Below are 12,941 nucleotides of genomic sequence, written 5' to 3' on the forward strand. Positions count from 1 at the left end.
TGCATGGCTCTGGGCGCCCGCCTTCGCGGGGGTGACGGAACCTACCAGCTCCCGAACCCCGGCGCCTCGCCGCGCCCCTGGCTCCGGCGGCGCACGCGCGGGGCGCCGTAGCGGTAGCGCTTGACCAAAGTCAGCGTCGGCCAATGGCCGCGGTCGGTCCGCGCCACCGGGCGCAGCCCCTGCTGGCGATAGGCGGAAAGCACGGCCTCGGCCTGGCCCTCGAGCAGCCCGGCGAGGATCAGCGTGCCGCCCTCGGCCAGCGACGCGCAGATGCTCGGCGCCAGCTCGATCAGCGGGCCCGCGAGGATGTTGGCGATGATCAGGTCATAGGGCCCGCGCCCGACAAGCAGCGGATTGTCCATCCCCGCCGCGGCCGCGAGCACCAGCTCGCCCGCGCCGCCGCCGAGCGCCACGCCGTTCAGATCGGCATTGGCGGCGGTCACCTCGATCGAATTGGGGTCGATGTCCGATGCCGTCGCATAGGCGCGCGGCCACAGGTGCAGCGCTGCGAAGGCGAGCAGCCCGGTGCCCGTGCCCAGGTCGAGCAGGTTGCGCACCACGGCGCCGCTGCGCTTGTGCCGGTCGAGCGCGAGCAGGCAGCCCGAGGTCGTCTCGTGCGTGCCGGTGCCGAACGCCACGCTCGCGTCGATCCGGAGTGTCTTGGCGCCCTCGGGCACCGCGCCCTTGTTGGTGCCGGTGTGGACATAGAAACGCCCGGCATGGACCGGCTCGATCCCCGCCTGGCTCAGCGTCACCCAATCGGCGTCGCGGATACGCTCGGGGACCAGCTTCGTCCCCGCCGCGCTCGGCACCAGCCGCGCCACTGCCTCCAGCGCCCCGCTGTTGGGCTTGGATTCGAAATAGGCGTCGAGCTGCCAGCTGTCGGGATCGTCCTCCACGCGCTCGCTGGTCATCAGCACCGGCGTCGGCTCGATGCCCAAAAGCCCCAGCTCATCGGCCTCGATCGCCTCCGCCTCGGCGCGGGTGCAGGGGAGTGTCAGCTTCCAGCTTGCCATGTCTCTTCCCCTCAGCGGACGTAGCTGGCGCCGTTGATGTCGAGCACTGCGCCGGTCATCGAGGGCGGCGCCTCGAGCGCGCAGAAGCGCGCGAGCACCGCGACTTCGTCGGGATCGGCGACGCGGCCCAGCGGAATGTCCGCGAGCAGCTTGTCGCCGCCGCGGCTCGCGAGATAATCCTCGGCCATCCCCGTCATGGTGAAGCCCGGGCAGATCGCGAAGGCGAGGATGCCGTCGCGCGCGTACCCGCGGGCAATGCTCTTGGTCATGCCGACCATGCCCGCCTTGGAGGCGGCATAATGCCAGTGCGCCGGGCTGTCGCCGCGATAGGCGGCGCGGCTCGCGACATTGACGATGCGGCCCGGCCGCCCCTCGGCCTGCCAGTGGCGCACCGCCAGCCGGCAGAGCTCGGCCGATGCGGTCAGGTTGACGCGCATCGTCTTCTCCCAGCCCGCGACCCAATCGTCATGGTCGAGCTCGAGCGGAGTCGCCTCGAAGATGCCGGCGTTGTTGATCAGCACGTCGACGCGCCCGTCGAGCGCGTCGAGCGCCTGTTGCCACAGCGCGGCGGGCGCAGCCGGATCGGTGAAGTCGGCGGCGATGCCGCTCCGCGTACCGTGGCCGACCAGGCGTATTCCGGGCCGGTCGAGCGTCTTGGCGATCGCCGCGCCGATGCCGCGGCTGCTGCCGGTCAGGAGGATGTGCGTGTGGCTCATCCCTCTGCCCTAGCGCGAAGCCATGGGCAGAGGGAAGCGTGCTGAGCTCAGGCGGCGACCGAGGCCGAGAAGGTGTCCGCGGCGACGCGGAGCTGGTTGAGCCGGTCGTCGACTTCGGCGACGTCGCGCTGGAGGGTGTCGATCTCGCTGGTTACCACCTTGGTATCCTCGCGGATCGCGCCGATCGTAGCGGACATCGAGTCGGCGGCGAGCGCGGTCTCGTCGACGGCTGCGGTGATCGCGGTCACGGTCTGCGCCTGCACTTCCATCGCGGTGCGGATGCGATTGGCGCTTTCCTGCACTTCGGTCACCGTCGAACGGATCGAGGCGTTGGTGTCGACGGTCGAACGCGTCGCCGACTGGATCGCGGCAATCTGCGCGGCGATGTCGTCGGTTGCGCGCGCGGTCTGGTTCGCCAGGCTCTTCACTTCCTGTGCGACGACGGCGAAGCCACGGCCGGCATCGCCCGCACGCGCCGCTTCGATCGTCGCGTTGAGCGCGAGAAGGTTGGTCTGCCCCGCGATGTCGCGGATCAGGCTCAGGATCGATTCGATCGACTTGGCGTGGTCGCTGAGCATCTCGCTCATCCCCACCGCCGCGCCGGCCTGGCCCGAGGCCCGCGTCGCGATCTCGGCTGCAGCCTCGACTTCGGTGCGCGCTTCCTCGATCGCACGGATCAGCCCTGCCGCGGTCTGCGCCGCCTCGCGCATCGCCACAGCCGACTGTTCGGCCGCCGCGGCGACTTCGCTCGCCTTGCCCAGCATGCCGCGCGCCGCCGCAGAGGTCTGCACCGCCTGCACGCGCAGCTGATCGCCTTCGTTGCTCGCGCGCTCGACGGTCATGCCGATCGAGTCGCGGAATTCCGCCGCCAGCCGGTCGCGGGCCGCCTGCGCGCTATGATCGCGGTACATCGAATAAATCTCGACCGTGATGTCGCCCTCGAGCGCGGAGAGGCGCATCAGCGTGTCGATCAGAGCCGGCAGCCGCGCGTCCTCGCGGGGCACGCGGCGGATCAGCACGTCGACGGCGGCGCGATCGCTCGCGCTGATCATCGAGAGCAGCGCCATCGGCGGGACGTCGGCCGCATAGGCCGCGGCGACCGAGCGCTCGATCGATTCGATCCAGGCCTTGCCCGAAGTGTCGAGGAAACGGTTGCGCAGGAACTGGATGCCGACGTCGATCATCTTTTCGGTGTCGTCGGGCGCCCAGTTGCGCTGTTCGGAGAAGCAGCGCAGCCACTGCTTCCAATAGGCTTCGGAGACGGCGCGGATCTCGGGCTCGAGCACCGCCCATGCCTCTCGGCTCGAGGCGAGGAGCGTTCCGTCGAAGTCGAAGATCCCCAACCGCGCGCCCAGGTCGATCCGCGCGCTCATCGTGCCGGGGGCCGGCAGGTCGTTGGTCGAAGCCATAATCGTCACGAAGGAAATCCCCTCTCGCCGCCGCGCATCAGACGCGGCACTCCTGAACGAGCTATGCCCGCAACTGGTTAAGGGGCGGTTAGCCACCCATGCTTTCCGCGTTGCGACTTGCATCCGGCGACGCGGGGATTAAGGAGGCGGGCGTCGACCCGAAAGGAATGTCCTTGGCCAACGTCCGCAACCCGGCGCGACCGCTGTCGCCGCATCTCTCGATCTGGAAATGGGGCCCGTCGATGACGGTCTCCATCGTGCACCGCGTCACCGGAAGCGGAATGGCGACGGTCGGCACCATCCTGTTCGTCTGGTGGCTCTCCGCGCTGTCCTCGGGCCCGGCCGCCTATGCGGCCTTCGTCGAGCTGTTCACCGTCAAGTCGGGCGGGCTCAACATCCTCGGCTATATCCTGGCGGTGGGGCTCACGCTCTCCTTCTTCCAGCACATGGCCTCGGGCGTGCGTCACCTGTTCCTCGACGCGGGCGCAAACTTCGAGCTCGGCGGCAACAAGCGCACCGCGCTCGTCACTTTCGTCTTCTCGATCCTCGCCACCGCGGCGTTCTGGGTCTTCCTGCTGGAGAAGAGCAATGGGTAACGGCACCAGCATCGGCCGCGTCCGCGGCCTCGGTTCGGCGCATGAGGGCGCCGACGCCTGGTGGCACCACAAGGTCAGCGCGGGATCGAACCTGATCCTCGTCCTGTGGTTCCTGATCTCGATCGCGATGCTTCCGGCGCATGACTATGCGACGCTCGTCGGCTGGATCGCCCAGCCGATCGTGGCGGTGCCGCTGATCCTGCTCGTCGTCAGCACCTTCTATCACTTCCACCACGGCCTCACCGTGGTGATCGAGGACTATCAGCACGATCACACCCGCTTCGTGCTGCTCATCCTGCTCAAATACTTCACCATCGCGGCGGGAACGTTCGCGATCTTCTCGATCCTCAAGCTGGCCTTCACGGCCGGAGCCGTCGCCTGATGCCCGCCGCCTACAAGATCATCGATCACAGCTATGACGCCGTCGTCGTCGGCGCCGGCGGCTCGGGCCTCCGCGCGACGATGGGCTGCGCCGAAGCGGGCTTAAGGACCGCGTGCATCACCAAGGTCTTCCCCACCCGCAGCCACACCGTGGCGGCGCAGGGCGGCATCGCCGCGAGCTTGGGCAACAACACGCCTGACCATTGGTCGTGGCACATGTACGACACCGTCAAGGGCTCCGACTGGCTCGGCGACCAGGACGCGATCGAATATATGGTGCGCGAGGCGCCGCAGGCGGTCTACGAGCTCGAGCACGCCGGCGTGCCGTTCAGCCGCAACGAGGACGGCACCATCTACCAGCGCCCATTCGGCGGCCACATGCAGAACATGGGCGCCGGCCCGCCCGTGCAGCGCACCTGCGCTGCGGCCGACCGTACCGGCCACGCCATGCTCCACGCGCTCTACCAGCAGAGCCTGAAGTATGACGCCGACTTCTACGTCGAATATTTCGCGCTCGACCTGATCATGGAGAACGGCGCGTGCCGCGGCGTGATCGCGCTGTGCATGGAAGACGGCTCGATCCACCGCTTCCGCAGCCATGCCGTGGTGCTCGCCACCGGCGGCGGCGGCCGCGTCTACCAGTCGGCGACTTCGGCGCACACCTGCACCGGCGACGGCAACGGCATGGCGCTGCGCGCGGGCATCGCGTTGCAGGACATGGAGTTCGTCCAGTTCCATCCGACCGGCATCTACGGCGCCGGCGTGCTCATCACCGAGGGCGCGCGCGGCGAGGGCGGCTATCTCACCAACTCCGAGGGCGAGCGCTTCATGGAGCGCTACGCTCCCAGCGCCAAGGACCTCGCCTCGCGTGACGTCGTCGCGCGCTCGATGGCGATGGAGATCCGCGAGGGTCGCGGCGTGGGCAAGGAGAAGGACCATATCTACCTTCACCTCAACCACATCGACCCGAAGATCCTGCACGAGCGGCTTCCAGGTATTACGGAAACCGGCAAGATTTTCGCCGGTGTCGACCTGACTCGCCAGCCGCTGCCGGTGGTCCCGACCGTCCACTACAACATGGGCGGCGTGCCGACCAACTATCACGGCGAAGTCGTCATCAATAAGGACGGCAACCCGGACACCGTCGTCCCCGGCCTGTTCGCGGTGGGTGAGGCGGCGTGCGTCTCGGTCCACGGCGCCAATCGCCTGGGCTCCAACTCGCTGATCGACCTGGTCGTGTTCGGCCGTGCCACGGGCCTGCGCCTCAAGGAGCTGCTCAAGCCCAACACGCCACACAATCCGCTGCCCAAGGGCTCGGAGGAGCAGGCGCTCGCGCGGCTCGACCATTTCCGCAACGCCAAGGGCGGCAAGCCTACGGCGCAGGTCCGCGCCGAGATGCAGAAGACGATGCAGCGCCACTGTGCCGTGTTCCGCGACAGCGCACTGCTCTCGGAAGGCGTCGCCAAGATGGAGGAAGTCTATCGCGGCTTCCAGGACGTCGGCATCACCGATCGTTCGCTGATCTGGAACACCGATCTGGTCGAGACGCTCGAGCTCGACAATCTGCTCGGCCAGGCCATGGTGACGATCAAGGGCGCCGAGAACCGCAAGGAAAGCCGCGGTGCGCACATGCACGAGGACTATCCGAACCGCGACGACGCCAACTGGATGAAGCACACCGTCGCCAGCTTCGACGGCTGGGGCGGCAAGGGCGGCACCACTGCGATCGACTATCGCCCGGTGCACGACTACACCCTGACCGACGAAATCGCGTACATCGAACCGAAGAAGCGCGTGTATTGACGATCCGCCGGCCCTCCGCCCGGAGGGCCGGCATTTACCGGCGAAGTTCGCCCATCGAGGCGCTTCAATTCGCCCCGTTCGCCACATCTTGGCGCATTTGTGCCGCGTCACGGCGCGCAAGAACCGCCGGCACCTATGCGTAGTCTATAGCTTCCGACTACGTACCGCCCCAGAGTTGATTTCGTTTCTCCTGCGTAGAGATTACGCACACGAAACGGGGAAATTCGATGCGTGTTCGGCTCCATTGGTGCGCTCTTGCCTGCGCCGTTCTGGCGTGGGCGATGCCGGCCGCTTCCCAGTCGCTCGCGTCGACAGCTTCGCACAATCACGAATGGCCTCCGCTCCTCGTCGAGGATGACCCCGCCAAGATGGACGCCGCGCTGGCACTCGGCCCGCAGCTCGAGCGCGGCCGCTCGGCCCGGCAACTCCTCGAAGACCGGCGCCGCCGGGAGCGCGCGCTCGACGCGCTCACCCCGCAACGGGCCGGGGTGGTCGACGCCTATGTCGTGTCGGTCGCGCTCGACAGCGATCCGGTCTTCGCCCGCGAAGCGCGCGAGGCGGGGAAGGTGCTGTCGCGCCGCTACGGCGCCGCGGGCCATACCATCGTCCTTGCGGGCGATACCGGCCGCGGCGCCCCGCCGCTTCCCCAGGGCAACCCCGAATCGCTCACCCTGGCGATCGCGCGCGCCGCCGAGCTGATGGACCGCGAGCACGACGTTCTGGTGCTCTACGTCACCACCCATGGCGCGCCAGTGGCGCTCGCCTATCACGACGGCGACGAAGGCTATGGGCTGGTCTCCCCGGCCCGGCTCGCCGCGATCTTCGACGAGCTGGGCATCCGCAACCGGCTGCTGATTCTCTCAGCATGCTATTCGGGGATCTTCGTGCCCTCGCTCGCCGACGCGCACAGCGTCGTGGTCACCGCGGCTGCGTCGGACCGCACATCCTTCGGCTGCAGCGCCGAGAACGACTGGACCTTCTTCGGCGACGCGCTGGTCAACCACGCGCTGCGCAAGCCCCAGCCGCTCGAGGCGGCGGTACGCGAGGCGCGCGGGCTGATCGACGACTGGGAAAGGTCGAACGGCCTCACGCCTTCCAATCCCCAGATCGCGATGGGCGCCGACGTCTCGGCGTGGCTGGCTCCGCTTGAGGCCAGCATGCCCAAGGTCGCGTCCCCGCCCGCCGGCGCCCCCGCTACCGACGCGCTCAAGGACTGAGCGCGGGACGGAACCCCCGCGCCGCAGACCTGTTGGCGCAGCACCATGGCCGATTCCTCCGAACCCGACAGCCGCGCCGCGCGCTATCCGCTACTCGCATCGCCGCACGTGGTGCTCCACGGCGCCGTCGATCATGTGATGTACGGCGCCTTCCGCCAGCAGCTTGCCGGCGCGCCGCCCGAAGGGCCGCTTGTGATCTCGCTCTCGACTCTCGGCGGCGATCCCGAGGTCGCCCGACTCATGGCCGACGATGTCCGGCTGCTCAGCGAGTATAGCGGGCGCGAGGCGATCTTCCTGGGCAAGGTCGCGGTCTATTCGGCCGGCGCCACATTCATGGCGGGCTTCCCCGCCGAGCGCCGCTTCCTCACTCGCGGCACGCGGCTACTGGTCCATGAGCGCCAGTTGACCAAGACGATCAACGTCTCCGGCCCGCTGCGCGCCTGCGTCACCGTCATCGAAGCCAATCTGCGCGAGATCGAGCAGTCCATCCGGATCGAGGAGGAAGGCTTTCGCGCGCTCGTCGCGGGCTCGCGAGTCGATTTCGACGAGGTGCATCGCCGCGCCCCGGTCGGCTGGTACATCGAGGCTGAGGAGGCGCTGGATCTCGGCCTCGTGCTCGACGTGATCTGACCGCGAAGCGCGCCGCGGCCGCATAGGTGCTTGAGCCACCACGCCCGATTGGCTATCGCGCGCGCAGCAAAGGAACCCGAGATGGCCGAATTTCTCCTGCCCAAGAACAGCAAGATCGCCAAAGGCAAGGAGCACAAGGCCGATCCGGGCGCCAGCCGCGTCAAGAAGTTCAAGATCTATCGCTACGACCCCGAGTCGGGCGAGAACCCGCGCTACGACAGCTTCGAGATCGATCTCGACGAGTGCGGCCCGATGGTCCTCGACGCGCTGATCAAGATCAAGTCCGAGCAGGATTCGACGCTTACCTTCCGCCGCTCGTGCCGCGAGGGCATCTGCGGATCGTGCTCGATGAACATGGACGGGCGCAACGGTCTCGCCTGCACCACCGCGATCGAGGACATCAAGGGCGACATCCGCATCACCCCGCTGCCGCACATGGACGTGATCAAGGACCTCGTCCCCGATTTCACGCACTTCTATGCGCAGTACGCCTCGATCAAGCCGTGGCTCCAGACCGTCTCGACCACCCCATCGGGCAAGGAGCGGCTCCAGTCGCCTGAGGACCGCGAGAAGCTAGACGGCCTCTACGAGTGCATCCTGTGCGCCTGCTGCTCGACTTCGTGTCCGAGCTATTGGTGGAACAGCGACCGCTTCCTCGGTCCGGCGATCCTGCTCCAGGCCTATCGCTGGCTCGCCGACAGCCGCGACGAGATGACGGGCGAGCGGCTCGACCAGCTCGAGGATCCGTTCCGCCTCTATCGCTGCCACACGATCATGAACTGCGCGAACGTCTGCCCCAAGGGTCTCAACCCGGCCAAGGCGATCGCCGAGATCAAGAAGATGGAAGCCGAGCGGGCGCTCTGATCGCGCCTCCCGGCTTTCCGGACAAGTGAGCAAGGTTCTCGCCAGCTACGAAGCGCTCGTTGCCGCAGGCGAGCTCCGGCCCGATCCTGAACAGCGCGCGGCCGCCGAACGGCTCGGGCGGCTCGCGACCGAGCTCGAAGCGACTCCCCGAAAGGGCAGCATCCTTTGGCGCGCGCTCGGTCGTGCGCCCGAACCCCCGCGCGGCATCTATCTCTGGGGCGATGTCGGCCGCGGCAAGTCGATGCTGATGGACCTGCTGTTCGAGTGCGTCGACATTCGCAGAAAACGCCGCGTCCATTTCCACGAATTCATGCTCGAGGTGCACGAACGCCTCAACGTCGAGCGCCAGAAGGACACTGCCGATCCCGTCATCGCAGTGGCCGAGGCGATGGTCGAGAACACCCGCCTGCTCGCCTTCGACGAGATGGTGGTCAACAACCCGGCCGACGCGATGATCCTCTCGCGGTTGTTCACCGAGATGATGGGCCATGGCCTCACCATGGTCGCGACCTCGAACCGCCCGCCGCGCGACCTCTACAAGGACGGGCTCAACCGCCAGCTCTTCCTTCCCTTCATCGACTTGATCGAGGAGCGGATGGACGTGCTCGCATTGAACGGGCCCGTCGATTACCGGCTCGATCGACTGGGCAGCATGAAGACCTGGCTCGTCCCCAACGGGCCCGAAGCCACCGCCCAGCTCTCCGCGGCCTTCTTCCGCCTGACCGACTTTTCGGTCGAGGATCGCGCCAAGGTGCCTGCGTGCGATCTGCCGGTGAAGGGCGGGCGCGAGATCCACGTCCCCAAGTGCCTCAAGGGCGTCGCCGTCTTCTCGTTCAAGCGCCTGTGCGGCGAACCGCGCGGCGCCTCCGACTATCTCGCGATCGCGCACCGTTTCCACACCGTCATCATCGTCGGCATCCCGCGCCTCGGCCCCGACAACCGCAACGAGGCCGCGCGCTTCGTCACTTTGGTCGACGCGCTCTACGAGAACCGAGTCAAGCTGCTCGCCGCCGCCGATGCGGCGCCTGACGAGCTGTACATCGCCGGCGACGGCGCCTTCGAATTCCAGCGCACCGTCTCGCGGCTCCACGAGATGGCGTCGGACAGCTACCTCGCCGAAGGCCACGGCGAGCGCTGATGGGGACGGCCAAGCCCCGTCAGACCCGCGCGCACCCAAGGCTCGCCGAACCGCACCGTCAGCCATGAGAGGCCGAGTGACGCCGCCAGCGCCAGTCCGGCCGCCAACCAGAACCCCAGACCCAGACGCATCAACGCACCGATCATCACTGCGCCGAGTTCCTGGTGCAGCAAATAGAGCGGATAGGTCATCAACCCCAGCGTCGCGGCGACCGGGCCCGAAATTCGGCGGGCAAGCCAAGGCTGGAGCCGTTCGGCGAAGGGGATCGGGAGCAACCCTATGCCGAACAGGAGTTGCGCGGGGATCGGCGCCGACCGGTCGCCGAAGATCAGGGCGCGATGAACGTCGATCTCGATCAGCCCGACCACAGCGAACAACAGCGCGAGCAGCAGCCGGACAGGCCGCGCGCCATCACGCTGGATGACGCGCAGCTGGATGCCGAGCGCAAAGAAGCAGCCGTAGGAAACCAGCGTGAGCTGGTAGAAGCGGCTGTCCGATCCGGGCACCATCCCCGCGGCAGCCGCCATCCAGAAGGCGAGGCTGGCGCAGCCGAGCAGCATGCCGAAACGCTCGATCCGCGCCAGATCGGATCCGCCGACCAACACCGCCGCCATAGCCAGATAGAAGGCCACTTCGATCGCCAGCGTCCAATAGCTGGGATCGACGTACGGTTTGAACGGCGAAAAGCCGAGCGACGACAGCCACTCGAACAATATCTGGGCAGGTGGAAGATTGCTGCACTCCAGCAGAACCGCTGCGGTGAGCGTTGCGCACAGCCAGGCGGCGGGAGCCAGTCGCAGCGCCCGACGGCGCAGGAACCCCGCAGCGGTAGAACCCTCCGCCGACCAGGCGATGACGAAGCCCGATACCAGGAAGAACAGCTCGACTCCGATCCAGCCGTTGCTCGCCCAATCGGCGAACCGTCCGTCGACCGGCATTCCGGCCAGCATCGCACTGCCTCCCGGCGGTCCCCCGGAGGCAAACGACGAACAGTAATGGAAGCTGAGCACCATCAGCGCGCAGGCGAACCGCAGCAAATCGAGAGCGATCAGGTTGCGCGTGTCGCGGCCGGCCATGCGCGCATTCTGCACCCGCCGCCTTTAATATCCTCTTTCCGCGCCCCCACCCTCGCCAAAGCCGCACGCTGCCGCTAGCAATCGAGCAAAATAGAAACGGGGAACGGGATGCGCGCGACCGGAATCTACCGCCTTGCGATAGGGCTTGCGGCACTTGCCGCGCTCTGGATCATGCCTGCAGCGGCACAACTGGTGCTCACCTCGGCCGACATGCGCGAGAGCCGCAGCCTCGACGGCGCCTGGCACTGGTCGGTCGATCCCTTCCGTGACGGCATGGCCGGCTTCCACGGTGGCCCTCCCGGCTCGAGCACGCGCCGCTGGCAGGACAGCGTCCAGGCCGATGTCGCCGCGGCCAATCCGCGCGCGCTGTTCGAGTTCGACATGCAGCGCTCGCCCGTCACGCATCTGCCCGGCTCGTGGATCGGCCATTCGGCGGAGATGCGCTATTATCAGGGCCTGGTCTGGTACCAGCGCAACTTCGAGGCCGCGGCGCCGCGGCCCGGCACCCGCACCCTGCTGCGCTTCGGCGCCGCGGACTATTCCGCCGAAGTCTATCTCAACGGCAAGCCCGTCGGCAGCCACCGCGGCGGCTTCACGCCCTTCGTCTTCGACGTGACCAAGTTCCTGCGCGCCGGTACCAACCAGATCACCGTCGGCGTCGATTCGGCGCGCACCGACGCCGACGTCCCCCCGCCCGTCACCGATTGGGAGACCTATGGCGGCATCACCCGCTCGGTGTCGCTTGTCACCGTGCCCGAGACCTTCGTCGACGACGCCTGGATCCGCCTCGGCCGCGACGGGCGCGTCCATGTCGATGTCCATCTCGACGGCCCCAATGCCGCCGGGCGCGACGTGCGCGTGCGCATCGAGGCGCTCGACCTCACGCTCTGGGGCAGCACCGACGCCAAGGGCAATTGGAGCGGCGCCGCGCCCGCGCCGCGCGACCTGCGCCGCTGGTCGCCCGAAACGCCGACGCTCTACGACGTCAACGTCGAGGCCGGCAGCGACGTGCTGCGCGACCGCGTCGGCTTCCGCACGATCGAAGTCCGCGGCGCCGACATATTGCTCAACGGCAAGCCCATCTTCCTGCGCGGCATCTCGCTCCACGAGGAAGAGCTCGGCCGAGATCCGGTCCGCGCGATCACGCCCGCCGCTGCGCACGCGCTGCTGGGCGAGATCAAGCAGGGCCTCGGCGGCAATTTCGTCCGCCTCGCCCATTATCCGCACAACGAAATCATGACGCGCACCGCCGACGAGCTCGGCCTGCTCGTGTGGAGCGAGATCCCGGTCTATTGGCGCGTCGCCTGGGACAATCCGGCGACGCTCGCCACCGCGCGCCGGATGCTGCGCGAGAATATCGTGCGCGACCGCAACCGCGCCGCGATCGTCCTGTGGAGCGTCGCCAACGAGACTCCGATCGGAAATGCCCGCAACAGCTTCCTGCGCACGCTGATCGGCGACGTCCGAAACCTCGACGACAGCCGCCTCGTCACCGCCGCTTTGCTCAGCAAGCGCGACGACCGCGTCAATACGATCGACGATCCGCTGGTCGGCGATCTCGATGTGATGGCAGTCAACACCTACAACGGCTGGTATTCGGACGATCCGCTCGCGTCGCTGCCCTCGCTCGAATGGCGCTCGCCGGTCCAGAAGCCGCTGATCTTCTCCGAATTCGGCGCCGACGCGCTCGCCGGCTATCACGATGCCGCGGCAGAGCCGCACAAGTTCAGCGAGGAATATCAGGCCGAATATTATCGCCAGACGCTCGCCATGGCCGCCAAGGTGCCGAACCTGCGCGGGATGAGCCCCTGGATTCTCAAGGATTTCCGCTCTCCGCGCCGCCAGCACCCGGTCTATCAGCAGGGCTGGAACCGCAAGGGGCTGATCTCCGAAACCGGACAGCGCAAGCAGGCGTTCTTCGTGCTGGCAGAGGAATATCGCCGCCGCGCCGCGTCGGAGCACTGACGCGGCGCAGTGGCGCTCGCCCCTATTGCAGTTGCGAATTAGTTGCAAAGATAATCTGGGCGCCGCGCGATTCCCGGGTTGCGACCCTCCTATCATGGGTCTAAGCCGCCCACGTTTTCACGGCGCCACA

General features: G+C 67.6%; 12 protein-coding genes. 8 read left to right on the forward strand and 4 right to left on the reverse strand.

Annotated elements, in window-relative coordinates:
• Positions 1-41 precede the first annotated feature (41 nt).
• Genes J7500_RS01440 through J7500_RS01450 form a run of 3 tightly spaced genes read right to left on the reverse strand, consistent with a single transcriptional unit; the run spans position 42 to position 3,141 of the window.
• A complete protein-coding gene (locus J7500_RS01440; protein ID WP_294059351.1) occupies positions 42-1,016 on the reverse strand; it encodes a 50S ribosomal protein L11 methyltransferase in 975 nt (324 codons plus the stop codon).
• A gap of 11 nt (positions 1,017-1,027) precedes the next feature.
• Positions 1,028-1,732, reverse strand: coding sequence for an SDR family NAD(P)-dependent oxidoreductase (locus J7500_RS01445; RefSeq protein WP_294059352.1), 705 nt, complete (start codon positions 1,730-1,732; stop codon positions 1,028-1,030).
• A 47-nt stretch (positions 1,733-1,779) separates the two neighbouring features.
• Positions 1,780-3,141 (reverse strand): methyl-accepting chemotaxis protein, encoded by a 1,362-nt coding sequence (locus J7500_RS01450; protein ID WP_294060654.1) that lies wholly within the window; start codon positions 3,139-3,141, stop codon positions 1,780-1,782.
• Positions 3,142-3,308: 167 nt separating this feature from the next.
• On the opposite strand from J7500_RS01450, the gene sdhC reads away from it, so the two are divergent.
• The 7 genes from sdhC to zapE all read left to right on the forward strand — a co-directional run bounded on the left by sdhC (position 3,309) and on the right by zapE (position 9,770).
• Positions 3,309-3,737 carry a succinate dehydrogenase, cytochrome b556 subunit gene (sdhC, locus tag J7500_RS01455; RefSeq protein ID WP_294059353.1) on the forward strand — a complete coding sequence of 143 codons (429 nt, stop codon included), beginning with the start codon at positions 3,309-3,311 and terminating at the stop codon, positions 3,735-3,737.
• Positions 3,730-4,119, forward strand: coding sequence for a succinate dehydrogenase, hydrophobic membrane anchor protein (gene sdhD / locus J7500_RS01460; RefSeq protein WP_294059355.1), 390 nt, complete (start codon positions 3,730-3,732; stop codon positions 4,117-4,119). Before sdhC ends, sdhD begins: the two co-directional genes overlap by 8 nt.
• Positions 4,119-5,921, forward strand: coding sequence for a succinate dehydrogenase flavoprotein subunit (sdhA, locus tag J7500_RS01465; protein ID WP_294059356.1), 1,803 nt, complete (start codon positions 4,119-4,121; stop codon positions 5,919-5,921). Before sdhD ends, sdhA begins: the two co-directional genes overlap by 1 nt.
• A 281-nt stretch (positions 5,922-6,202) precedes the next feature.
• Positions 6,203-7,138, forward strand: a complete 936-nt coding sequence (locus tag J7500_RS01470) for a C13 family peptidase (protein WP_294059357.1) — start codon at positions 6,203-6,205, stop codon at positions 7,136-7,138.
• Positions 7,139-7,183: 45 nt separating this feature from the next.
• A complete protein-coding gene (locus J7500_RS01475) occupies positions 7,184-7,768 on the forward strand; it encodes a peptidase S14 (RefSeq protein WP_294059358.1) in 585 nt (194 codons plus the stop codon).
• A gap of 81 nt (positions 7,769-7,849) precedes the next feature.
• Positions 7,850-8,632 carry a succinate dehydrogenase iron-sulfur subunit gene (locus tag J7500_RS01480; protein ID WP_294059359.1) on the forward strand — a complete coding sequence of 261 codons (783 nt, stop codon included), beginning with the start codon at positions 7,850-7,852 and terminating at the stop codon, positions 8,630-8,632.
• A 25-nt stretch (positions 8,633-8,657) separates the two neighbouring features.
• Positions 8,658-9,770, forward strand: a complete 1,113-nt coding sequence (gene zapE, locus J7500_RS01485; protein ID WP_294059360.1) for a cell division protein ZapE — start codon at positions 8,658-8,660, stop codon at positions 9,768-9,770.
• Here the strand turns inward: zapE and J7500_RS01490 are convergent.
• Positions 9,740-10,846, reverse strand: a complete 1,107-nt coding sequence (locus J7500_RS01490; protein WP_294059363.1) for an acyltransferase — start codon at positions 10,844-10,846, stop codon at positions 9,740-9,742. The two genes, zapE and J7500_RS01490, sit on opposite strands and share 31 nt — an antisense overlap.
• A gap of 108 nt (positions 10,847-10,954) precedes the next feature.
• On the opposite strand from J7500_RS01490, the gene J7500_RS01495 reads away from it, so the two are divergent.
• A complete protein-coding gene (locus J7500_RS01495; protein ID WP_294059365.1) occupies positions 10,955-12,811 on the forward strand; it encodes a glycoside hydrolase family 2 protein in 1,857 nt (618 codons plus the stop codon).
• The last annotated feature ends 130 nt before the right edge of the window (positions 12,812-12,941 follow it).

The organism is Sphingomonas sp. (assembly GCF_017744835.1).
Lineage (GTDB): Bacteria > Pseudomonadota > Alphaproteobacteria > Sphingomonadales > Sphingomonadaceae > Sphingomonas.